The 22877-nt window shown below is 68.1% G+C and carries 26 protein-coding genes; 16 read left to right on the forward strand and 10 right to left on the reverse strand.

Features of this window, described 5'->3' with window-relative positions; genetic code table 11:
- Positions 1-4 precede the first annotated feature (4 nt).
- From V5740_RS02145 to V5740_RS02180, 8 genes are all read right to left on the reverse strand, one after another.
- On the reverse strand, positions 5-751 hold the full coding sequence (locus V5740_RS02145; protein WP_347303447.1) for a sigma-70 family RNA polymerase sigma factor: 747 nt from the start codon (positions 749-751) through the stop codon (positions 5-7).
- Positions 748-2880, reverse strand: coding sequence for a flagellar biosynthesis protein FlhA (locus tag V5740_RS02150; RefSeq protein WP_347303448.1), 2133 nt, complete (start codon positions 2878-2880; stop codon positions 748-750). Before V5740_RS02150 ends, V5740_RS02145 begins: the two co-directional genes overlap by 4 nt.
- A complete protein-coding gene (locus tag V5740_RS02155; protein WP_347303449.1) occupies positions 2877-3734 on the reverse strand; it encodes a transglycosylase SLT domain-containing protein in 858 nt (285 codons plus the stop codon). Before V5740_RS02155 ends, V5740_RS02150 begins: the two co-directional genes overlap by 4 nt.
- A 61-nt stretch (positions 3735-3795) precedes the next feature.
- The gene (locus tag V5740_RS02160; RefSeq protein WP_347303450.1) at positions 3796-4140 is read right to left on the reverse strand and encodes a hypothetical protein; all 345 of its coding nucleotides are present in this window, start codon (positions 4138-4140) and stop codon (positions 3796-3798) included.
- Positions 4137-4433 carry a flagellar biosynthesis anti-sigma factor FlgM gene (flgM, locus tag V5740_RS02165; RefSeq protein ID WP_347303451.1) on the reverse strand — a complete coding sequence of 99 codons (297 nt, stop codon included), beginning with the start codon at positions 4431-4433 and terminating at the stop codon, positions 4137-4139. The genes V5740_RS02160 and flgM overlap by 4 nt, the downstream gene beginning before the upstream one ends.
- A gap of 92 nt (positions 4434-4525) precedes the next feature.
- Positions 4526-5023 carry a flagella basal body P-ring formation protein FlgA gene (locus tag V5740_RS02170; RefSeq protein ID WP_347303452.1) on the reverse strand — a complete coding sequence of 166 codons (498 nt, stop codon included), beginning with the start codon at positions 5021-5023 and terminating at the stop codon, positions 4526-4528.
- A gap of 44 nt (positions 5024-5067) precedes the next feature.
- A complete protein-coding gene (locus V5740_RS02175; RefSeq protein WP_347303453.1) occupies positions 5068-5439 on the reverse strand; it encodes a hypothetical protein in 372 nt (123 codons plus the stop codon).
- Positions 5436-6083 carry a MotA/TolQ/ExbB proton channel family protein gene (locus V5740_RS02180; protein WP_347303454.1) on the reverse strand — a complete coding sequence of 216 codons (648 nt, stop codon included), beginning with the start codon at positions 6081-6083 and terminating at the stop codon, positions 5436-5438. The genes V5740_RS02175 and V5740_RS02180 overlap by 4 nt, the downstream gene beginning before the upstream one ends.
- Before the next feature lie 228 nt (positions 6084-6311).
- Between V5740_RS02180 and flgB the strand changes: the two genes are divergently transcribed.
- The 13 genes from flgB to V5740_RS02245 are packed head-to-tail and all read left to right on the forward strand — an operon-like array spanning position 6312 to position 15798.
- Complete coding sequence (flgB, locus tag V5740_RS02185; protein WP_347303455.1) at positions 6312-6659, forward strand: flagellar basal body rod protein FlgB; 348 nt, start codon at positions 6312-6314, stop codon at positions 6657-6659.
- Positions 6660-6663: 4 nt separating this feature from the next.
- Positions 6664-7068, forward strand: a complete 405-nt coding sequence (gene flgC / locus V5740_RS02190; RefSeq protein WP_347303456.1) for a flagellar basal body rod protein FlgC — start codon at positions 6664-6666, stop codon at positions 7066-7068.
- Entirely contained in the window at positions 7065-7355 is a 291-nt protein-coding gene (locus tag V5740_RS02195; RefSeq protein ID WP_347303457.1) for a flagellar hook capping FlgD N-terminal domain-containing protein, read from the forward strand. Before flgC ends, V5740_RS02195 begins: the two co-directional genes overlap by 4 nt.
- Positions 7356-7361: 6 nt before the next feature.
- A complete protein-coding gene (locus V5740_RS02200; RefSeq protein WP_347303458.1) occupies positions 7362-8174 on the forward strand; it encodes a flagellar hook-basal body complex protein in 813 nt (270 codons plus the stop codon).
- 16 nt (positions 8175-8190) lie between these two features.
- Positions 8191-8931, forward strand: a complete 741-nt coding sequence (flgF, locus tag V5740_RS02205) for a flagellar basal body rod protein FlgF (RefSeq protein ID WP_347303459.1) — start codon at positions 8191-8193, stop codon at positions 8929-8931.
- A 24-nt stretch (positions 8932-8955) separates the two neighbouring features.
- On the forward strand, positions 8956-9750 hold the full coding sequence (gene flgG / locus V5740_RS02210) for a flagellar basal-body rod protein FlgG (RefSeq protein WP_347303460.1): 795 nt from the start codon (positions 8956-8958) through the stop codon (positions 9748-9750).
- Entirely contained in the window at positions 9750-10409 is a 660-nt protein-coding gene (locus V5740_RS02215) for a flagellar basal body L-ring protein FlgH (RefSeq protein WP_347303461.1), read from the forward strand. The genes flgG and V5740_RS02215 overlap by 1 nt, the downstream gene beginning before the upstream one ends.
- Positions 10409-11512, forward strand: a complete 1104-nt coding sequence (locus V5740_RS02220) for a flagellar basal body P-ring protein FlgI (protein ID WP_347303462.1) — start codon at positions 10409-10411, stop codon at positions 11510-11512. Before V5740_RS02215 ends, V5740_RS02220 begins: the two co-directional genes overlap by 1 nt.
- Positions 11509-11790 carry a rod-binding protein gene (locus V5740_RS02225; RefSeq protein WP_347303463.1) on the forward strand — a complete coding sequence of 94 codons (282 nt, stop codon included), beginning with the start codon at positions 11509-11511 and terminating at the stop codon, positions 11788-11790. Before V5740_RS02220 ends, V5740_RS02225 begins: the two co-directional genes overlap by 4 nt.
- Before the next feature lie 3 nt (positions 11791-11793).
- On the forward strand, positions 11794-13131 hold the full coding sequence (gene flgK / locus V5740_RS02230; protein ID WP_347303464.1) for a flagellar hook-associated protein FlgK: 1338 nt from the start codon (positions 11794-11796) through the stop codon (positions 13129-13131).
- Positions 13128-14045, forward strand: coding sequence for a flagellar biosynthesis protein FlgL (locus V5740_RS02235; RefSeq protein WP_347303465.1), 918 nt, complete (start codon positions 13128-13130; stop codon positions 14043-14045). The genes flgK and V5740_RS02235 overlap by 4 nt, the downstream gene beginning before the upstream one ends.
- A gap of 54 nt (positions 14046-14099) precedes the next feature.
- Positions 14100-14963 carry a flagellar motor stator protein MotA gene (motA, locus tag V5740_RS02240; RefSeq protein ID WP_347303466.1) on the forward strand — a complete coding sequence of 288 codons (864 nt, stop codon included), beginning with the start codon at positions 14100-14102 and terminating at the stop codon, positions 14961-14963.
- Position 14964: 1 nt separating this feature from the next.
- Positions 14965-15798, forward strand: coding sequence for a flagellar motor protein MotB (locus V5740_RS02245; protein ID WP_347303467.1), 834 nt, complete (start codon positions 14965-14967; stop codon positions 15796-15798).
- A 3-nt stretch (positions 15799-15801) separates the two neighbouring features.
- On the opposite strand, the gene V5740_RS02250 is transcribed toward V5740_RS02245, so the two are convergent.
- Positions 15802-16476 carry an HAD-IA family hydrolase gene (locus V5740_RS02250; protein ID WP_347303468.1) on the reverse strand — a complete coding sequence of 225 codons (675 nt, stop codon included), beginning with the start codon at positions 16474-16476 and terminating at the stop codon, positions 15802-15804.
- Positions 16477-16538: 62 nt separating this feature from the next.
- On the opposite strand from V5740_RS02250, the gene glmU reads away from it, so the two are divergent.
- From glmU to V5740_RS02265, 3 genes are all read left to right on the forward strand, one after another.
- Entirely contained in the window at positions 16539-17924 is a 1386-nt protein-coding gene (gene glmU, locus V5740_RS02255; protein WP_347303469.1) for a bifunctional UDP-N-acetylglucosamine diphosphorylase/glucosamine-1-phosphate N-acetyltransferase GlmU, read from the forward strand.
- A 41-nt stretch (positions 17925-17965) separates the two neighbouring features.
- Positions 17966-19801 (forward strand): glutamine--fructose-6-phosphate transaminase (isomerizing), encoded by a 1836-nt coding sequence (gene glmS / locus V5740_RS02260; RefSeq protein ID WP_347303470.1) that lies wholly within the window; start codon positions 17966-17968, stop codon positions 19799-19801.
- Positions 19802-19971: 170 nt separating this feature from the next.
- Positions 19972-20754, forward strand: coding sequence for an SDR family NAD(P)-dependent oxidoreductase (locus tag V5740_RS02265; protein WP_347303471.1), 783 nt, complete (start codon positions 19972-19974; stop codon positions 20752-20754).
- 49 nt (positions 20755-20803) lie between these two features.
- On the opposite strand, the gene acs is transcribed toward V5740_RS02265, so the two are convergent.
- Complete coding sequence (gene acs, locus V5740_RS02270) at positions 20804-22753, reverse strand: acetate--CoA ligase (RefSeq protein WP_347303472.1); 1950 nt, start codon at positions 22751-22753, stop codon at positions 20804-20806.
- Positions 22754-22877: the final 124 nt, after the last annotated feature.

The following is a 22877-nucleotide window of genomic DNA, read 5'->3' on the forward strand; positions in this document are numbered from 1 at the left end:
CGCGTCAGGGATCGTCCCGCAGCGCGCCGCGCAATTGTTTCAGCGCGGCCGTCTTCAACTGATGGACACGCGGAATGCTGACGGACAGCACCTCTGCAATCTCGGCCAGGTTCAGCTCCTCCACGAAGTAGAGCTTCACAACCAGTCGCAGCCGTTCGGGCAGGGCCGAAATCGCGGCGATCAGCCGGGTACGGTCTTCCTGCGCCAGCAAAACCTGTTCCGCCGTGTCGCTGTCGGCGGCGAAGTGCAGGTCGGCATCGTCGTAGTGTTCGTCGATTGACCCTACGCTGACCGGCACCGCGTCATCCCGCAGGCGCTGCGCCTCCCCGGTGGACAGACCCAGTGCCGCGGCAAGTTCGGGCAGGGTCGGGTCGCGGCCAAGTTCGGTCCGGAGGCGGGCCGATGTGCGTTCCAGCTGCAGCCGGCGGGTGCGCGCACCGCGTGGTTCGGCCGAGCAGGCGCGCAGCAAATCAACCATCGCGCCGCGCACGCGCAGCTTGGCATAGGCGGCAAAGCCATCCTCCCCCGGTCCGGAATGCTTCTGTGCGCATTCGGTCAGCGCGACCATCCCGGCCTGCAGCAGGTCCTCCACATCCAGTGCCCCGGTGGCGCTGCCAGCGAGATGCCAGGCAAGGCGGCGGACCATGGGCACGAAGCGGGTGACCCGGTCGGCCACCTCATCCCCGCGATAGGAGCGTTCCGCCCGGACGCCGGCGTGGCGTGCGAAGGCGATGTTGGCGTGGTACATCATGCGGCCTGCGCCTCCTCATGCGCGGGACTGGCAAGGGCGGGGAGCGGCGGCTCCTTCCCGCCAACGATGCCGATCACCTCGATCGGCTGGGTCGGCGGCAATTCCGCGATGGACAGGACCGTGCAGGCCGGCGCGCGCAGCCGCAGCAGCGTGGCGAGCGGGCGGCGGGCGCGCGGCTGCACGATCAGCGCGGCGTTGCGACCGGCGGGAAGCCCGGCGGTGATCGCCACCACCCGTTCGCCGATCGATCGCGCGAGATCCGGTTCCACTACCAGTTGGCCGGTCATGGGATCGGTCAGCCCGCCGACCACCATCTCCTCCAGCTCCGCCGCCAGCGTGATGACGGGCAGCACTTCGTCCGGCTGGCACAGGGCGCCGACCAGCAGCGGGCCGAGGTCGGCGCGGATCATGTCCACCAGCCGGTCGTGCTCCACCGTGATCTGCACTGCTTGCGACAGGCTGGCGAGCATGGGCAGCGGGTGGCTGAGCGGGATACCGTCGGCCAGTAAGGCGCGCAGCAGGCGGGTCAGCGCCGCCAGCGAGAGCGGGGCGGGGGTGATGGTGTCGACAAGCTGCGTGTTGCGTTCACGCAAGAGGTCGATCAGCTCACGCACCTGATCCGGCCCCAGCAGATCCTGTGCCCGGACGCTGAGCAGCTGGTTCACATGGGTGGCCACCACGCTTTCGAGGTCCACCACCAGGTAGCCTTCCGCCACGGCGAGGTCGCGGGCGCCGGGATCGATCCACAGCGCCGGGCAGCCGAAGCTGGGGTCCAGCGTGGCCTCCCCCTGCACCAGGCTGCTGCGCCCCACCTGGCCGGTATCGATCGCCAGCAGCCGCCCAATGCGCAGGGACGCGGAGCCGAGCGGCGCGCCGCCGAGCGTGATGCGATAGCGATCGGGCGCCAGGTCGAAGCTGTCGCGGATGCGGAATTGCGGCACGATGAAGCCGAAGCTCTGGCACATCTGCTTGCGCAGGCCCGTCAGCCGGCTGACGAGCGGCGCGCCGCGCGCCTCGTCCGCCAGCTGCACCAGGCCATAGCCGAGCTCCACCGTCACCAGCGCGCGTTCCGACACCTCGCCGATGGTGATGCGCGCCGGGTCGGGGGTCGGCTCCGGCACGATGGCGTTGGCAGTCGCGGCGGCGCGCTCCTGACGAAGGTGGCGCCACAGCATGAAGGTCGCGGCGGCCAGCGGCAGGAACAGTGTCTGCGGCATGGCGGGCACCAGGCCCAGCGCACCCAGGATCAGGCTGACCGGCAGCCAGATGCGCGGGTCCGCCAACTGCCCGCCGATCTGGCCGGACAGGTCGCGCGTGTCCGACACGCGGGTGACGATCACGGCGGCGGCGATCGACAGCAGCAGCGCGGGAACGCTGGCGACCAGCGCGTCGCCCACCGCGAGTGTGACATAGACCTCGCCCGCCTCTGCCGCAGACAGACCGTGACTGACCATGCCGAGCACCAGGCCGGCGATGATGTTGACGCCCAAGATCAGCAGAGCGGCGACCGCGTCGCCCTTCACGAACTTGCTGGCGCCATCCATGCTGCCGTAGAAATCGGCCTCCGTCGCGACTTCGCGCCGGCGGGCCTTCGCCTCGTCCGCGGTCAACAGGCCTGCGGCAAGGTCGGCGTCGATCGCCATCTGCTTGCCGGGGAGAGCGTCGAGCGTGAAGCGGGCGGAAACCTCCGACACGCGGCCTGCGCCTTTGGTGACGACCACCAGGTTGATGATCATCAGGATCAGGAAGACGAAGATGCCCACGGCGAAATTGCCGCCGATGAGGAAGGCGCCGAACGCCTCGATCACCATGCCGGCGGCGGCTTCCCCTTCGTGCCCGTTCATCAGCACCACGCGGGTGGAGGCGACGTTCAAAGCGAGGCGCAACAGGGTGGCGAACAGCAGGACGGAGGGGAAGGCGGAGAAGTCGAGCGGCTTTTCGGCGTTGATCGCCGCCATCAGCACGGCGACCGACAGCGCGATGTTGAGCACAAAGAACAGGTCCAGCACCAGCGGCGGGATGGGCATGACCATCAGTACAATGATGGTCAGGATCGCCGCCGGCAGCGCCAGTGTGGGCGGCAGGAAGCGGCTGGCACCACGGGGGGCGACGAAGCTGGCGGCGGTCACAGGTTGAAGGCCCGGAGCTTGCCATAGGCGGCATCGACATGGGCGAGCGCGCGGCCCGGCAGCGATGCCTCACCGCTGCCGAAGGTGGAGCGCAGCGTATCGGCCATGGATGGCCGCGGGGCAGAAGCGCCACCGCCACCGCCGCCGCCGTTGGCGACCGGGCGGACGAAACCGACCGTGCGGAAGCCTGCCGGCAGATTGCTGCCGCCCGGCAGGGCCGCGTTGCCGGTCATGGCATTGCTCATCTTGGTGCGCAGCAGGTCCATGACCTGGCCGATCGACCGGGGGCCAGCCGCGCCGTGGAAGATCGCGCGATTGCTGGCGGCGGCGGCCGGGAACAGCGCGGCGGCGGATTGGCCAGGATCGGATTGCAGCGCCTGCAGGAAATCGCGCGCACCGGCCTGGCCCATGAAATGCGCGAGGTAGAGCTCGGCCGCGTCAGGTTCCCGGCCTAGGATCGGACGCAGAGCGGCGGCATTGTCGCGCGCCAGCTCCGCCGCCATCAGCGCGGCCGCGTCGGCATCGTGGCGCAGGTTCATGACCGCGCCGGCGAGCGAGGGATCGCTGACCCGGGCGCGCCCGCCGCTGCGCGTGATCGCGCCTTCCGCCCAGCCGTAGCCGTGCTGCGCGCCGTGCCGGTCCAGCGTATCGAGCCAGGTGCCGTTGACGAACTGGAACAGCCCGGCCGCGCTGCTGGTACCGGCCCGAGCGTCGGGGTTGAGGCCGGATTCAATCCGCGCCTGCGCCAGCAGGTAGTTGAAGTCGACGCCGGTCGCGGCGGCGGCGCGGGCGATCGCCGCGTGGGGGTCGCCCGCCGGTGTCGTACCGGGCAGGGCGGCATTCAATGTGGGCACTCGTGATCCCCTCTGCTTGGGTCCATGCAGAGAGGATCAGCAAGGGGCGTGCCAGTTTCGCCTAGCTGGTGGCGACTGCGCGGCTGTACAGGCGGATGGAGCCGGTCAGCGTGGCGAAGCGCGCGGCCATGTTGGTGGCGATCAGATTGCGCAGCCGGCGATTGGTCTCGTTTACCCGGCGCACGGAATCGAGCAGGCCCAGGCTCTCGTCATCCAGGTCGGCGACGTCCACATCGGCCAGCACCTCGCACAGGTCCAGCTTGCCCTGCACGCAGGTCAGGATGCGTTCGAGGTCCAGGGCGGCAAGCGCCTGCCGTTCACCTTCCAGCAGGGCAAGCATCTGCCGCAGGCGCAGCGCGCTGTTGGGCTGGTCGGCATCGATGGCGGCGGGGAAGGGGTGGGTCATTCGCTGTCTCGCGTCAGGTGGCCGGCGGCGATCAGCGCATCGGCGATCTCGCCCGGTTCAAGGGAGTATTCACCGCGGCTGATCGCGGCGCGGATGGTGGCGACCCGGTCCATGTCCACCGGCGGTTCGCCCGCCGCGCTCAGCTCAGCGGCGATGGAGGCGATAACGGCGACTGGTGCCGCCTCGACCGGGGTTCCGGCGGCTTGGGCACGCGCGCCGGCAAGGCGGGCGACGGGTTGCAGCGGGCCGACCCGCTGCGCGGCAATCTGTCTGGCACTATCGATCGGGGGCATCGCGGCTGCTCCGGCGACTGAACTGTCTCTGGTTAGAGAACGGCCGGGGCGCGGCGATTTATAGGGCTGCCGGTGGCAGACCCTTGCCGCCCCTACGGCATCTCCATGCCGACCAGACCCGGCCGGATGACGCGGGCGCGCAGCGGTTGTGCGTCCCTGCCGCCGGATCGCACGCGGATCCATTCGCCAACGGCGCCGGGTTCCAGCACCTCCGCCTGCCGCTGCAGCGCGAAGCCGCGGCCCCGCAGGGCGACTGTCACGGTTTCGCCACGCAGCACGGCGGGTTCGGTCCTGGCCGGCGTCGCCGCCTGCGCCGGGGCGGACAGCGGCACGAACAGGCGCCAGCCTGCCACCGGGCAGCGGACAAGAACGGTGTTCTGGGCCGGGCCGTACCATTCCACGGCCAGCGGCTGCACGCAGGCGGCCAGGCGCAGGCGTGCATCGACCGGTTGGCGGGCGCCGCCGACCTGCCCGACGGCATGGCCGGTGAACTGCGCGATCGCCTGGTCGATGGCGGCAGGTTCGGTGATGGAGTTCGCGACCGCCGGGGCGGACAGCAACAGGGCGGCGGCAAAGGCAGGAATTCGCATGGGTGCTCCCTCGTGGTTGTCACACCAAGGCAAGCACCATGCCATTATGGCGCGCGATCGTAGGCGAGCATCGCGACAATGCCGGCATGCCGCTGCGCCGACGGATCGACCACCACCCGCGCGCCCGGATGATCGGCGGCGAGTTGCAGTGCGCGCGGCCCCGCCGCAGGGCTGGCCAGCAGCGTGAGCTGCAGGCGCGGATCGCGCTGTTCGGCGACAAGCCAATGCGTCAGGGGCGGTGCATCCGCGCCTTCGCGCCAGATCGCCACGGGCTCACCGTGCGGCGGCAAAGCGGGCGGCGGGACGGCAGCCTGCGGCCGGTCCAGCGCAGAGGCGGCGACGAGGAACAGGATCAGCGCCAGGTCGGCCAGCATCGTCTGCCAGCCGGCCGACCCGGGGCGGGCGGCCGCGATCATGCGGCATTGTCCAGCGATCGCGGTTCGCCGTGCGATCCGCTGCGCCGCACGGCGCGGGCGAGCCAGTCGACGAGGGCTTGCCGCTCCGCCTCCTCCCGCGCCGAACGCCGGGCGATCGCGGCAGCGAGCGGCATCAGTATGAAATGCGCCAGCACCAGACCATACAGCGTGGTCGTCACTGCCATGGCGATCGCATCGGCATAGGAACTGCCGCCCGCCACCGCGCCTGTCAGACTGCCCAAGGATAGCAGCGTGCCAGCGAGTCCCAGCACGGGCGCGAGGTCGGCGGCGCCGTGCAGCACGTCCGTGGCCGCCATGGCATCGCCGGTGCGTGACCGGCAGAACCGGTCATGTTCGGCGAACAGGATGTCGATCGACCGGGACCGGATCAGCGCCTGAGTCGCGCAATCGAACTCGCCATCGTCGAAGCTGTGCGCCTGCGCACGGAGTAGGCCGTCACGATCGATCTCGCCGATCTGGCCGCTCAGCCGCTGACGGATGCGGACGGGGTCGAAGGGGCGGCGTAGCAGGCCAGCTAGGGCGCGGGCTGTGACGCGCAGCTCCGCCGGGCCGCAGCGGAGCGCGGTCGCCGCCAGCGTGCCGCCGGCCACCAGGGCTGCCGAGGCCGGGTCGAACACGTCCATGCACAAATCCTCCAACGCGGGCCCGACCGGCCGCACCAGACAGAACGGCAGCGCGGCGATGTCTTTCAGGGCAGGGGCGGCGCCTTGCCGCCGGGCGGCAAGCAATTGCCGGTCGCAGCGCGGGCGTAGCTGGCGATGGCGGCGCCGCGCAAATTGGCACGCCCCTTGCTGAACATGCCAGCGAGGCCCGCATCCGGCGGGTTTCACGCAACGGAGCACCTTCACGTCATGAGCCATTCCCTGTTCGGCATCCACGGCGCCGCGCTGGAGGTCCGGTCGCAGCGCATGGGTGTGCTGGCGGCCAACATCGCCAATGCCGCGACCCCCGGCTACAAGGCGCGGGATATCGATTTCGGCACCGCGCTGCAGGCCCGGCTGGGCGGTGTGGACAGTGATGCCGCCAGTAACGCGGCCACCCTGTATCGCCGCCCGGTGATGTCCAGCCTGGACGGCAACACGGTGGAGATGAACACCGAACAGGCGGCCTTTGCCGAAAACGCCGTCGGCTATTCCGCGACATTGGGCTTCCTGAAGGGCCGGGTTGAGACGGTCACCCGCGCGATCAAGGGCGAGTAAGGCCGTGCCGAACCCAACCACGCTGTTCCAGCTGGGGCATCAAGCGATGTCGGCGCAACTCGTGCGCATGAACGCCGCCGCCTCCAACCTCGCCAATGCAGGCAGCGTCGCGGCGACGGAGGATGGCGCATACCGTCCCGTCCGCGCTGTCTTCGCCGAACAGCTCGACCGGCAGACCGGCCTCAGCACCGTGGCGGTCACTACCGTCGCCAGAGCCGATGTGACGCCCGTGCGCCGCTACGATCCCGGCCATCCGCTCGCCGACGAGAACGGCGAGGTCTGGGTCAGCCCGGTCGATGAGAACGAGGAGATGGTCGAGATGCTCGAGGCGTCCCGCCAGTACCGCAACATGGTGGAGGCGCTGTCCACCGCCAAGCAACTGATGCTCGAAACCATGAGGATGAAATGAGCCTTACCTCCATCACCCAGTTGCAGAACACGGCCACCGCCGCGGCGAAGGACAAGGCGACCACCGGGCGCGGTCTCGACAGCCTGGGGCAGGGCGATTTCCTGCGGCTGATGACCACGCAGCTGCAGCAGCAGGATCCGTTCAATCCGGTCGATAACACGCAGATGCTGGCGCAGATGGCCCAGTTTTCCAGCCTCGCCACCATGACCGACGTCAGCGCCACGCTGGAGGCGATCAACACCAAGCTCGACAAGCTGACGGCCGCCGCCGCCACCCCCAAGGAGTAAGCACCGATGTCCTACTACACTTCAATCAGTGGGCTGAAGAACGCCCAGACCGATCTGGGCGTGATCGCCCACAACATCGCCAATACGGAAACCACCGGCTTCAAGAAGTCGACCACCAGCTTCGCCGATATCGTCGCCAAGTCGGCCATGTCCGACCCGCGCAAGACGATGGGCATCGGCTCCACCGTGGAATCGATCTCCCAGAACTTCAGCGTCGGCTCCATCGAGCAGACTGGTTCGGCGCTCGACATCGCGATCAATGGCGAGGGGTTCTTCGCCACCAAGGCCGCCGATGACGGTTCCATGTCGTTCACCCGCAACGGCGCGATGATGCTGGATCAGAACGGCTACATCCAGGATGGGTCGGACAACCGGCTGCAGGTGTTCCCGGTCGATGCGGCGGGCAACGCCACCTCCGCCACCCCGGTCGATGCGATGGTACCGGCGACGAACGGCGCCGGATCGAAGTTCGCGGGGCTGACCATTGCCGAGGACGGGCTGGTCACCGTCACCTATGGCGACGGCACGACCCAGCCGGTCGGGCAGGTGGCGCTCGCTTCCTTCGCCTCCAACACCGGGTTGCAGCAGGTCGGCTCCTCCAATTGGGAAGCCACCGGCCTGTCGGGTCCGGCAAGCTACGGCCAGGCGGGCATCGGCCGCTTCGGATCGCTGCTGTCGGGCGCTCTGGAACGGTCCAACGTCGACATCGCGGAGGAACTGGTCGGGCTCATCAGCGCGCAGCGCAACTTCCAGGCCAATGCCAAGGCGATCGATACCGCCACCCGCATCACCGAAACCATCATCAACCTGCGTACGTAACGGACGGGCTTGAGCGATGGACCGCCTGATCTACACCGCCTTGTCTGGCATGCGCGCCTCCATGGACCAGCAGCGCGTGACGGCCAGCAACATGGCCAACGCGCAGACCATCGGCTTCCGGGCCGAGGAGCTGGACCGCCGCCCCGTCACGCTGCGTGGCGAGGCGCTGGAGGTGCGTGCCATGCAGCAGGGCGAGGTGCGCGGCGCCGACATGCGCGGCGGCGAGGTGTTCGGCACGGGCAACCCGCTGGATGTCGCGCTGAATGGCGAGGCGATGCTAGCGGTCCAGGCGCCTGACGGCAGCGAGGCCTACACCCGCCGTGGCGACCTGCGCATCGACGCGTCGGGCATGCTGATGAACGGGGAAGGGTTGCTGGTGCTGGGCGCCGATGGCCCGATCAGCGTGCCGCCGGGCGGTCAGCCGCAACTCTCCGCCGACGGTGCGGTGACCGTGCGTGATCCGGCCCAGCCGCTGGCCCCGGCGACGGAGGTCGGCCGGCTGAAGCTGGCATCGCCCGCGGGTAGCCAAGTGCTGAAGGGGCTGGACGGCCTGTTCCGCGTGGTCGGCGGCGGCGTGCTGCCGGCGGACGAGCAGGCGACGATCGTCACCGGATCGCTGGAACAGTCCAACGTGAACACCTCGCAAGTGCTGGTGGAGATGATCGATGCCCAGCGCCTTTACGCCATGCGCAGCAAGCTGATCGCCACCGCCGGCGACATCGATGAAAGCGGCGCATCCCTGATGCGTCTCAGCTGACCTTAGAATTCAGGAAACACGGACATGCCAACCAACGCACTCCAGGTCGCCAGTACCGGGCTTGAGGCCCAGGGTCACCGCATGCAGGTGATCGCCAACAACCTGGCCAATGTCGGCACCAGCGGGTTCAAGCGCGACCGGGCGAACTTCGCCACGCTCGCCTACCAGGACGCGCGCGTCGCCGGGCAGCGGTCGAGCGCGCAGACCGCCTATGCCACGGGCCTGAACCTCGGCACCGGCGTCGCGCTGCAATCGACCAGCCAGATCGTGACGCAGGGCACGCTCAACATGACCGACCAGCCCTATGACTTGGCGCTGGATGGCAATGGCTATTTCCAGGTGGAGCGGCCCGATGGCGGGCTGGTCTACACCCGCGCCGGCAATTTCTCGCTGAGCGCGGATGGCCAGCTGGTGACGCAGCAGGGCTTCGCCGTGCAGCCGACCATCACCGTGCCCGAAGGGACCACCGGCGTCGCGATCGCGCCCGACGGCACGGTCACCGCCATGCTGCCGGGGCAGGCGGAGCCATCGGAGGTCGGCCAGCTGCAGGTCGCCCAGTTCGTCAATCCGGCGGGCCTGCGCGCGATCGGTGACAACTTTCTGCAGGAAACCGCCGCCAGTGGGCCGGCGCAGCTGGCCGCCGGCGGCGAGCAGGGGCGCGGCAACATCCGGCAGGGCATGCTGGAGCAGAGCAACGTCAACATCGTGGAGGAGCTGGTCGCCATGATCGAGTGCCAGCGCGCCTACGAGATCAATTCGAAGATGGTCTCTGCCGTGGACAACATGCTGCAGAACGCCAACCAGACGCTGGGGCGGTGATGCGCGCGGCCCTTCTCCTCGGCACGGCGCTGCTCCTGTCCGCTTGCGGTGGGGTGGGGCAGCGGCCGATGGGCTACATGCCTGCGCTGCCGCCGGCGCCTGTACTGGCCGCTGCGACGGTGGACGGCAATGGTGCGATCTACCAGGCGGCGAACGGCTACGCCCCGCTGTACAGCGGCTACCGCGCGCAGGGGATCGGCGACCTCGTCACCATCCGTCTGGTGGAGGTGACGAGCACGGCCAAGTCCGCCAGCAGCCAGACGCAGCGCGACGGCGGCATCAGCGTCTCGCCGCCTGCTACCGGTCCGTTCTCCTTCAACCCGGCCGGGATTAATTCGGGCGCGTCATCGTCGTTCAACGGGCAGGGCGATGCGGCCCAGCAGAGCAGGCTGCAGGGGGACATCACGGTGACCATCATCGATGTGCGTCCCAACGGCACCGCGCTGGTCCGGGGCGAGAAGCTGATGTCGTTCAGCCAGGGCGAGGAATGGATCCAGCTGTCGGGCATCATCCGCCTGGCCGACGTGACGCCCGGCAACGAGGTATTCTCGAACCGGGTGGCCGATGCGCGCATCACCTATGGCGGGCGCGGATCGGTGCAGCAGTCCAGCCGGCAGGGCTGGCTGACCAACTTCTTCAACCTGGTGAGCCCGTTCTGATGCCCCCGTTCCGCTCCCTCCTGCTCGCCGCCGCGACCGGCATGGTCGCGCTCGCCAGTCCCGCCATGGCGGAACGGGTGCGCGATCTCGGCACCTTTCAGTCGGTGCGCGGCAACCAGCTGACCGGCTACGGCATCGTCGTGGGCCTGGACGGCACTGGCGACGACAACTTCATCTACACGGCGGAGGCAATGCGGGGCGTGACCAACCGCCTCGGCTTCCAGTTGCCGCCGGGCGTGAACCCCGCGCTACGCAACGCCGCCGCCGTGATGATCACCGCCGACCTGCCGGCCTTTGCCAAGCCCGGTCAGCGGATCGACATCACCGTGTCCGCCATCGGTCGCGCCCGCTCCTTGCGGGGCGGTGCGTTGATCATGACGCCGCTCTACGGTGCGGACGGGCAGGTCTACGCCATGGCGCAGGGCAGCTTGGCAGTCGGTGGACTGGGCGTCACCGGGCGCGACGGGTCCAGCCTTACCGTGAATGTGCCAACGGTCGGCCGCGTGCCCGAAGGGGCCACGGTGGAACGCGGCGTGGCGATCGGGTTCGAGACCCAGCCGGTGCTGCGCTGGAACCTGTACCAGGCCGATTTTCTGACCATTGCCCGTGTACGCGACGCGGTGAATGCACGCTTTCCCGGTGCCGCGTCGGTGGAGGATGGTGCCACGCTGGCGCTGGCGCTGCCTGCCGGAGCCGACATGCGCGCAGGGCTGATGGCCGAGATCGAGATGCTGGACGTGAACCCGGCGGAGGCCGCGGCACGGGTGGTGGTGAACAGCCGCACCGGCACCGTCGTCATCTCCAGCGCCGTACGTCTCGCGCCTGCGGCCATCAGCCATGGCAGCATGGTCGTGCGGGTGGAGGAGAGCCCCACCGTGGTGCAGCCCCAGCCCTTCGGCAACGGCCGCACCGCGACGCAGCAGGATTCCGCCGTCAGCATCGAGGAGGAGGGTGGCCACGTCGCGCTGTTCGAACCCGGTGCCAGCCTGTCCGAAGTGGTGGATGCGCTGAACATGCTGGGCGCGACACCGTCCGACCTGGTCGCAATTCTGGAGGCGCTGAAGCAGGCCGGGTCGCTGAAGGCGGAGATGGTGGTGATATGATCGCGCCCATTCATTCCACTGCGGCTGCTGCCGCGCCCAAGTCTGACCTGCGCAAGGCGGCGCAAGGCTTCGAGGCGATCATGCTGCGCCAGATGCTGGCCGCCGCGCGTGCCAGTGACTTCGGCAACGACCTGCTGGGCGATGGCGCCGGGCAGGACACCTTTGCGGAGATGCGCGACTCGCACTTCGCCGACCTCGCCGCCGGTTCGGGCCTGCTGGGTCTGGCCGACAAGATCGAGGCGCAACTCGCCCGCCACGGCGCGGCACAGGAGATCTAGCACATGGCATCCGACCTGCTGACGATCGGCGCCGCCGGCGCCAAGGCCGCCCGCGCCGCGCTGGACGTGACGGCACACAACATCGCCAATGCCTCTACGGAGGGATACGTCCGCCGCTCAGCGCGCTTGGACGAACTCGCCGGGCGCGGTGCCTTCCCCTACATGGCCGATATCAGCCTGTCGGGCGCGCGGGTCGGGTCGATCCACCGCAATGCCGATGCCTTCCGGCAGGCGGAGGTTCGCCGCACCGCCAGCGACCTGACGCGCTCCGACGCGGAGCTGGCCGCGCTTCGCACGGTGGAGGCAGCCCTTGACGACACCGCCGTCTACGACTCGATCGTCGAGTTCGAGGCCGCGTTGCAGCAGCTGGCGAACGACCCGGTCGATCCGGCGCTGCGTGCGGTGACGCTGGCGCGGGCCGACGCGATGGCGGGCAAGTTCAACATCGCGGCGGAGACGCTGGACGCCGCCGCGGCGGGGATGCAGTTCGACGCCACCGCAGGCGTCACCCGCGCCAACGAGGTGGGCGCGGAACTCGCGCGGGTGAACGTCAACCTCGCCCGCGCGGTGAACGGCACCACGGACAAGGCCGCGCTGCTGGATCGACGCGACATGCTGCTGGCGCAGCTGAGCGAGCATGCCAACACCGCCACCGACTTTGCCGCCGATGGAACGGTGACCGTTCGGTTGGGCGGCGCCGCCGGGCCGGTGTTCGTCGCCGGCGACGATGCGGGTACGCTGTCGCTGACGATCGCTGCGGACGACACGATCGCCTTTGCCGTAAACGGCGCGGCGGTCGATGTCACAGGCGGCAAGCTGGCCGGCGCGCAGGCTGGCCTTGTCGCCAACGACACGTTCCGCACGCGCCTGAATACGCTGGCCGACAACATTGCGGCGACCGTCAATGCCGCGCAGGGTGCGGGCGCGGACCTGACCGGTGCAGGCGGGCAGCCGATGTTCACCGGCACCGGCGCTGCCGGCTTCTCCATGGCGCTGACGGATGGCGGCCAGATCGCCGCCGCCGCGGCCGGCTCACCTGCCAATAGCCGTGACGGCACCAACCTGGCGGCCTTGCGGCAGGCAATCGGCACGCTGGACCCGGCAGGCGACATGAACCTGCTGCTGTTCGACGTGTCGGCGGTGGTCTCCGCCCGTACGCTCACCAACGAGGCGCTGGGCTCCATCGCCTCCTCCGCCCGGATCGTGCTGCAGCAGCAGGCGGGCGTCGACCTCGATACCGAAGCGGCCAACCTCATCCGCTTCCAGCAGGCTTTCCAGGCCAGCAGCCGGGCCATGCAGGTGGCCAGTGACCTGTTCGACACGCTTTTGGGGATCAGATGATGACCATCAACCTTTCCACCGCCTCCTTCTACGAGAAGTCGACCCGCCAGCTTACCGAGTTGCGCGGTCAGGCGGCCAAGCTGCAGCAGCAGGCCAGCACGGGCGACCGGCTGACTGCATCGTCCGACGATCCGGTCGCCGCCGCCCGCCTGCGCACCCTCAGCCGGGACGAGCGCCTGTCCCGCGTGGACCAGGCCGGATCGAACGCCGCCATGGCGGAGATGGAGCTGGTGGACAGTGCGCTCGGTTCCGTGGCGAACGTGCTGATGCGGGCGACCGAACTGGCGCAACAGGCGGCGAACGGGACGTTGACCGACGGACAGCGGGCCGCATTGGGCGTGGAGGCGGCGGATTTGCGCGCCACCTTGCTGACCATCGCCAACGGAGTGAACGGATCGGGCCACGCTCTGTTCGGCGGGCAGGGGGCAGGCGCCGCCTACGCCGACGTGGGTGGTGTCATCACCTATCAGGGCAGCACCACCAGCAAGGCGATCGACCTTGGCGCGGGGCAGATGGTGACGCCATCGCTGACCGGGCCGGAACTGCTGTCGTTCGAGGTAGGTGGGACAGAGACCGACCTGTTCGCGGTTCTTGGCACGCTGGCCGCATCGCTGCAGGGTGACGGGACCGACACCGGGGTCGCATCACGTACCGCGCTGGATCAACTGGCCGTCGGAATGGACAAGATCACCACCAGCCAGGCGGTGATCGGCGCGCGCATGAACTGGGTCGAACTGATGGACGACCGCCGCCTCACCAATGGCGAACTGCGCGCGGCCGAAGTGGACGATGTCGGCAGCGCCGACCTCGCCGTCACGGTCAGCAAGCTGCAGGAGGTGATGACCGTGCTGGAAGCGAGCCAGGCCAGCTTCGTGCGCCTCGCCAACCTGTCGCTGTTCAATCAGCTTTCGTAACCTTTCCGCTTTACCCCGCGCCCGTCGCCCCACGCCAGATAGAGGCCCTGACGCATGTACGCTGCAATCGGTATCGTTGTCCTGCTGGTGATGGTGTTCGGCGGGTTCGCCTTCACCGGCGGCGCGCTGGGCCCCGTCATGCACGCCTTGCCGCATGAGATGCTGATCATCGGCGGCGCCGCCGTCGGCGCCATGATCGCGGGCAATTCGCTGCACGAATTGAAGGCGATCGGCGGCAGCTTCGCCAAGATCTTCAAGGGGCCCAAGCACACCAAGCAGGACCATGTTGACGCCATCGCGCTGACCACCAAGCTGATGAAGGTGCTGCGCGCAGATGGCCCGGTGGCGCTGGAATCGCACGTCACGGACCCTGCGAACTCAGCCATCTTCGGCGAATATCCGCGGCTGCTGGCGAACAAGCCGCTGACCGCGCTGATCGGCGACACGCTGACGCTGATCGTCGTCTCCTCCGGCACGCTGGAAACGCATGCGGTGGAAGACGTGATGGACAACGCCATGAAAACGCACTTCCATGAACTGCACGAACCGCAGCACGCGCTGCAATCGCTGGCCGATGCGCTGCCCGCGCTCGGCATCGTCGCTGCGGTGCTGGGCGTGGTGAAGACCATGGGTTCGATCAGCGAGCCGCCGGAGGTGCTGGGCGGCATGATCGGGTCCGCCCTGGTCGGGACCTTCCTGGGCGTGCTGCTGGCCTATGGCATCGTCGCGCCGCTGGCCGGCAGGCTGAAGCAGGTGCTGGAACAGGACGAGCAGATCTTCCATGCGGTCAAGCAGGTCATCATCGCCTCGCTGAACGGCTATCCGCAGCCGCTGGTGGTGGAAAGCGCGCGGTCGGGCCTCGGTCATGCCTTCCGGCCGGGCCTGTCCGAACTGCTCGACAGCCTGCGGGGCCGCTGACATGCCCGCTGCTGCCCGCGGCAAGAACGAGCCGCCCGCCCCGATCATCGTCAAGAAGGTCACCATCGTACAGGGCGGCGGCCATCATGGCGGTGCGTGGAAGGTGGCCTATGCCGACTTCGTGACCGCGATGATGGCCTTCTTCCTGCTGCTGTGGCTGCTGGGCGCCACGACGGAGGCGCAGAAGAAGGGGCTGGCGGATTACTTCACCCCCACGCTGGTCAAGACCAAGGACGGCAGCGCCGGATCGAACAACGGCCTGCTGGGCGGATCGTCCCTGACCGAAGTGGACCGGTATCCCAACCGGCAGGGGCAGACGGGTACCCGCACCCTGACGGTGCCGCGCGATGCCACTGGCGGTCCAAAGGAAGGCGCGGCGGCCATCGCCCGCATGCGCGAGAAGGTCGCGGAAAAGCTGGCGGAGAACCGCAAGCTGCAGCGGCTGATGAATCAGGTGAAGATGGTCGACACGACGGAAGGCATCCGCATCGACCTGGTGGACGATGCGAACTTCTCCATGTTTCAGCTCGGCACCACAATCATGACCCCGGAGGCGGATGCGCTGGTCGAGGCGCTGGCCGACAGCATAGCGGACGAGGGCGGCCTGCTGACGGTGCGCGGCCACACCGATGCGCTGCAATGGCGTAGCGGCGTCGGCAACAATTGGGCGTTGAGCGGCGGCCGCGCCGAAGCGACCCGGCAGGCTTTCGTACGCCATGGCATTGGCCCGAGCCGGTTCCGTCGGATCGAAGGTGTCGCCGATCGGGAGCCGCTGGTGGCTGACAAGCCAGCCGACCCCCGCAACCGGCGCATCTCGATCCTGTTGGGGAAGTAAGGACTACAGCTGGCGGAGCGCAGGTATCAGCTGGTCATAGTGATCGATGACGGCGTCCGCCCCGAGCTCCGCCGCGGGCCGGTCGTTGTAGCCGAAGCTGACCACGACTGACGGCACGCCGGCATTGCGGGCCGCGCCGGTGTCGAAGGTGGTATCCCCCACCATGGCAAACCGGCCCGCGCCGCCGCACAATCCGTGGGCATGGTGGATCATGTCGGGCCGCGGCTTGGCCCGGCCTGCCCCCAGCGTGTCGCCACCGACGATCGCGGCGAAGCGGGTCGTCATGCCCAGCCGGTCCAGCAGCAGGCGGGCCAGCCGCTCCGCCTTGTTGGTGACGACGGCCAGCGATACCCCTGCCTCGGCAAGGATATCCAAGGCCGGCAGGCAGCCGTCATACGGCACCGTATTGTCGGCGATGTGCGCGGCGTAATGGTCCACCAGCGCGGCGTGCGCCGCCTCGAACTCGTCTGCCAGCAAGGGGCCGCCGGACAGCACCAGCGCGCGTTCGAGCATCACGCGCGCGCCGCCGCCGATCAGGTTGGCGAACTCGCTTTCGGCCACCGGAGGACGCCCGGCCACGGCGAGCCCGTGCTGCAAGGCGATGCCGAGGTCGGGCAGGGAATCGACCAGTGTTCCGTCGAGGTCGAAGCCAACGGCGCTGAAGGGGAGGGGATGCATGGCGCCCGTCCGTGCCCGAGCCGGGTGGAAACCGCAACCGAACGGTGGCATTGCCCGGCGTCATGAGCTCAACGCCCCCCGACCAGCCGCTCGCCCCCATCCCGCTTGCCGTGGTCATCCTCGCCGCAGGGCGCGGCACCCGCATGCGCAGCGCCACGCACAAGGTGCTGCATCCGGTTGCCGGCCGGCCGATGATGGATCACCTGCTGGAGAGCGTGGCCGAGTTGGCACCCCGCCACGTGGTTGTGGTGACAGGTGATGGGCGCGAACAAGTGGAGCGTCATCTCGCCGGCCGGGCGGACTTCGCCGTGCAGGAGCAGCAGCTGGGTACCGGGCACGCCGTGGCGCAGGCCGGGGCCGCGCTGGAGGGCTTCGCGGGTGACGTGCTGGTGCTGTATGGCGACGTGCCATTCGTCACCGCCGCCACCATGCGGGCGATGCTGGACCGGCTGCATGCTGGTGACGCCCCTGCCGCGGTGGTTCTTGGGTTCGAGCCGGCCGACCCGCTGACCTATGGCCGCATCGTGGCGCAGGATGGCGCGATCACCCGCATGGTCGAGTGGAAGGATGCCGACCCGCAGGAGCGCGACGTAGGCCTCTGCAATTCCGGCCTGCTCGCCGCTCCGGCCGCTGACCTGTTCGCGCTGCTGATGCGGGTGGGCAACGCCAATGCCCAAGGCGAGTACTACCTGCCCGATATCGTCAACATCGCCATCGCCGATGGTCGCACCTGCGCCGTGATTACCGCCGCTGATGCGGACGAGGTTGCCGGCATCAACTCGCGCGCCGAACTCGCCGCGGCGGAGGGACGCTGGCAGGTGGGCGCGAGGACCCGCGCAATGGTCGGCGGTGCGACGCTGCAAGCGCCCGAGACGGTGTTCTTCAGCTGGGATACCCGGCTGGGCCAGGATGTGACGGTCGGGGCCAATGTGATCTTCGGGCCCGGGGTCACGGTGGCGGACAACGTCACGATCCACGCCTTCTGCCACCTGGAAGGGGCGGAGATTGCGGCCGGCGCCTCCGTGGGTCCGTTTGCCCGCCTGCGACCGGGCACGGTGCTGCAGGAAGGATCGCGCATCGGCAATTTCGTGGAGGTGAAGGCGGCCACGATCGGCGCTGGGGCCAAGGCCAACCACCTCAGCTATATCGGTGATGCAACGGTCGGTGCCGGCGCGAATATCGGCGCGGGTACCATCACCTGCAATTATGATGGTTACTTCAAATACCGCACGGAGATCGGTCCGCGCGCATTCGTCGGCTCAAACTCTGCGCTGATCGCGCCTGTCCGGATCGGGGCGGACGCGATCGTCGCGGCGGGCAGCGCGGTCAGCCGCGATGTGGGCGATGGCGAATTGCGGATGGTCCGCGCCGACCAGTTGGTAAAGCCCGGCTGGGCCGACGCTTTCCACGATGCCATGCGTCGCAAGAAGGAAGCGGCCAAGGGCTGATCCGCTCGCTCCCCCATCTCTCCTGACAGGATTACTCAAGAATGTGCGGCATCATCGGTATCGTCGGCCAGCAGCCCGTGGCGGACCGGCTGGTCGAAGGGCTGCGCCGAATGGAATATCGCGGTTATGACAGCGCGGGCCTGTGTACGGTATACACAGGCGAGCTGCTGCGCCGCCGGGCGGAAGGCAAGCTGGCCAACTTGGTCGCCGTGCTGGCCCACGATCCGGTTCCCGGCACGACCGGCATCGCCCATACCCGCTGGGCGACCCATGGCGCCCCGACCACCAGCAACGCGCATCCGCATGCCACAGCCGAGGTGGCTCTGGTGCATAACGGCATCATCGAGAACTTCCGCCCGCTGCGTCAGGCGCTGGAGGCGCGGGGCCGCCGTTTCGAGAGCGAGACCGATACCGAAGTCGTCGCTCATCTGCTGTCCGAACAGGTGGAGGCTGGCGCCAGCCCACAGCAGGCGGTCGCCGCCGTGCTGCCGCAGCTGCGCGGTGCCTTCGCGCTCGCCATCGCGTTCCGCAGCCACCCGGACCTGCTGATTGGTGCACGCCTCGGCAGTCCGCTGGTGGTCGGCTATGGCGAGGGCGACAGCGCGAAGGAAATGTATCTCGGATCGGATGCGCTGGCGCTGGCCGGGCTGACCCAGCGCATCGCCTATCTGGAGGAAGGCGACTGGGTGGCGATCACGCCCGGTAACGCAGCGATCCATGACGTGGCCGGGAACCGGGTGGAGCGGGCTGTCACCCGTTCCGGCGCGAGCGTGCTGGCAATGGAGAAGGGCAATTACCGCCACTTCATGCAGAAGGAGATTTTCGAGCAGCCGACCGTGGTGGCGCAGACGCTGTCCAGCTACATCCGCCCGGTGGAACAGAGTGTCGCGCTGCCGCAGCTCGGCTTCGACATTTCCGCCGTGGAGCGGGTCACGATCGTCGCCTGTGGCACCAGCTATTACGCCGGGATGGTCGCAAAGTACTGGTTCGAACGCTTCGCCCGCGTGCCGGTGGACATCGATTATGCGTCCGAGTTCCGGTACCGGGAACCGGTTCTTGCGCCTGGCGGGCTGGCCTTGTTCATCAGCCAGAGCGGCGAGACGGCGGACACGCTGGCGGCGCTGCGGCATTGCAAGGCGGAAGGGCAGACGATCGCGGTCGTGGTCAACGTGCCCACCAGCTCCATGGCTCGGGAGGCGGACCTGCTGCTGCCGACCCATGCTGGGCCGGAGATCGGCGTTGCCAGCACCAAGGCGTTCACCTGCCAGCTTGCCGTGCTGGCCGCACTGGCGACCCACTTCGCAGTTAAGAAGGGCCGCCTCTCGCGTGAGGAGGAGGCGGAGATCGTGCGCCACCTGCTGGAAGCGCCTGCCAGCCTTAACGCCGCGCTGGACGGGGACGAGGCGATCGCCGCCATGGCCCACCTGATCGCGCCGGCGCGCGACGTCCTGTACCTGGGTCGTGGCCCGGACTTCCCGCTGGCACTGGAAGGCGCGCTGAAGCTGAAGGAGATCAGCTACATCCACGCAGAAGGCTACGCCGCCGGCGAGATGAAGCACGGGCCAATCGCCTTGATTGACGAGGCGGTGCCGGTGATCGTGCTAGCGCCCTCCGGCCCGCTGTTCGAGAAGACGGTATCCAACATGCAGGAAGTGCGGGCGCGCGGTGGCAAGATCGTGCTGATCTCCGACGCGGAGGGCTTGGCGGAAGCGGGGGAGGGCTGCCTCGCCACGATCGAGATGCCGGCGGTCCACCCGCTGATCGCGCCGCTGATCTATGCCGTGCCGGTGCAGCTGCTGGCCTATCACGTCGCTTGTGCCAAGGGTACCGATGTGGACCAGCCGCGCAACCTGGCGAAGTCGGTGACCGTGGAATAGGCCTCCGATCCGCTGCCGTGAACTCCCGCGGTTTGATCAGGCCGCCTAAATCTTTGAAGGCGGGAAAGAAAACGGCTCGCGCGGTTTAGCACCCTGTGACATGCGGGACGTGTGGCGGCGGCATTCCGCACCGCGGCGCGGCTCGCCAGATCGGCAAGCGAGGTGCAATCATGGCAGACAAGTTCGCAATCATCACTGGCGCATCAACCGGCATCGGCTTCGAACTGGCGACGTTGGCGGCGAAGGACGGCTACGACATCCTCGTCGTCGCCAACGAGCCGCTGATCAACGATGCGGCGGCCGATTTCCGGCAGTTTGGTACGGAGGTAACGGCAGTCGAAGCGGAGCTGTCAACGATCGAGGGGGTGGACCAGCTGCTAACGGCGGCTGGCGGCCGGCAGGTCGACCTGTTGTGCGCCAATGCAGGGCACGGCCTGGGCCATGCGTTCCTGGATCAGCCGGTGGCCGACTGGCGGCATGTGGTGGACACCAACATCACGGGCACCGCCTATCTGCTGCAGTGCGTGCTGAAGCAGATGGTGGCGCGCAACAGCGGCAAGGTGCTGGTGACCGGCTCCATCGCCGGATATATCCCCGGATCGTTCCAGGCGGTGTACAACGGCACCAAGGCGTTCGTGGACAGCTTCGTCGCGGCGCTGCAGAACGAGTTGAAGGAGGTGGCGGGCGTCACCCTCACCAACCTGCTGCCGGGGCCGACCGATACCGAGTTCTTCGACCGGGCAGGCATGATGGACACGTCCGTTGGCACCGATCCCAAGAAGGAGGATCCGGCGATCACCGCGAAGAACGGCTGGGACGCGCTGATGGCGGGCGACGCCAAGGTCGTGTCCGGGTGGAAGAACAAGGTGCAGGCGGCCGTTTCCGGCATCGTGCCGGAATCCATCAAGGCCGAACAGCACCGCCAGATGGCGGAGCCTGGCACGGCCAAGTAACCGCTTGTCCGCCCCTGCGCAGCATCGTGCGGCGCGGGGGCGGGCTGCGTCAGCGGTTCTGCCGCCCGTCGACCAGCGTATCGACGATGGACGGATCGGCCAGCGTGCTGGTGTCGCCCAACGATCCGAAATCGTTCTCCGCGATCTTGCGCAGAATGCGGCGCATGATCTTGCCGGACCGGGTCTTTGGCAGGGCAGGCGTGAACTGGATGAAGTCGGGTGTGGCGATCGGGCCGATCTCCTGCCGGACATGCCGGCGCAGTTCTGCCGCCAGATCTTCACTCGGCTCCTCCCCTGCATTCAGGGTGACGTAGCAGTAGATGCCCTGACCCTTGATGTCGTGCGGGGCGCCTACGACCGCCGCCTCCGCTACCTTGGGATGCAGGACCAGGGCGCTCTCCACCTCGGCCGTGCCCATCCGATGGCCGGATACGTTCAGCACGTCATCCACCCGGCCGGTGATCCAGTAATAATCGTCGGCATCACGCCGACAGCCATCGCCGGTGAAGTACTTGCCGCGGTAGGTGCTGAAATAGGTCTGTACGAAGCGCTCGTGATCGCCATGCACGGTACGCGACTGGCCCGGCCAGCTCAGCGTCAGGCACAGATTGCCTTCCGCCACTCCGTCCAGCACAGCGCCGTCATTGTCGACCAGCTGCGGGCAAACGCCGAAAAAGGGCCGCCCCGCACTGCCCGGCTTCATCGGATGCGCGCCGGGCAGGGTGGTGATCATGATCCCGCCCGTTTCGGTCTGCCACCATGTATCGACGATCGGCACCTCGCCGCCACCGATGTTCTGGTGGTACCAGCGCCAAGCCTCCGGATTGATCGGCTCGCCTACGGTGCCGAGCAGGCGTAGGCTGGAAAGGTCGTGTTTCTGTGTATGCGCCACCCCTTCGCGCATCAGCGCACGAATGGCGGTGGGGGCGGTGTAGAAGATGTTGACCCGGTGTTTCGCCACCACCTGCCAGAAGCGGTCGTGATCGGGGTAGCTTGGCACGCCTTCGAACATCAGCGCGGTGGCACCGTTCTGCAGCGGGCCATAGACAATGTAGCTGTGCCCGGTGATCCAGCCGATGTCGGCGGTACACCAATAGATCTCCCCCGGCTGGTAGTCGAAGACGTAACGGAACGTCGTCTCCGTCCAGACGGCATAGCCGCCGGTCGTATGAACGACGCCCTTGGGCTTGCCCGTGGAGCCGGACGTGTAGAGAATGAACAGTGGATCTTCCGCCTCCATTACTTCGCACGGGCACTCCATGCCGACCTCCTGCGACAGCTCGTGATACCAGTGGTCGCGGCCATCCGTCATGGTGACGTCCGTTCCGGTGTGACGGATGACCAGCACGGCCTTCACCGTCACCTTCTCCAGCGCGGCGTCGACATGCGCCTTCAGCGGGATCGGCTTGCCGCCCCGCAGGCCGCAGTCGGCGCACACGATCCAGTCACTGGCGCAATCCTCCACCCGGCCGGCAATGGCATCGGGGCTGAAGCCGCCGAACACCACCGAATGGACCGCGCCGATGCGCGCACAGGCCAGCATGGCGAAGGCCGCCTCCGGGATCATCGGCATGGTAATGGTCACCCGGTCGCCGCGCGCCACACCCATGGACTTGAGCGTGTTCGCAAAACGGATGACCTCTGCCTGCAAATCCGCATAGGTGATACGGCGCACCTCCCCGGCAGGATCGTCGGGCTCGAAGATCAGCGCCACGGCGTCACCGCGCCCCGCCGCCACATGGCGATCGACTGCATTGTGGCACAGGTTCAGCTTGCCATCGGTGAACCAGCGGATCGCCACCGGGTCGAAGCTCCAGTCCGCGATGATGGAGGGCTGTTCGAACCAGTCGAGCCGTCCGGCCTGCTCCGCCCAGAAGGCATCAGGCTCCTTGATGGAGCGGCGGTACATGTCGTCGTATGTTGCCGCATCGCACCGCGTATGTTCGCGCGCCTGCTGCGGCGGCTCGATCCAACGTTCCGCGGTCTTGGTTTCTGACATATGTTTTCCTCTTCCAGGCGGCCGGTCTGACCGACGGCCGCGCGCCCCGCAAGGTCGTAATGCACGATCGCCGCCATCGGTGCCGCCATGCACGGGCGCTTCGACTTGATCCTTTTCGCAAGCG

The sequence above is a fragment of the Croceibacterium sp. TMG7-5b_MA50 genome (genome assembly GCF_039830145.1).
Taxonomy (GTDB): domain Bacteria; phylum Pseudomonadota; class Alphaproteobacteria; order Sphingomonadales; family Sphingomonadaceae; genus Croceibacterium.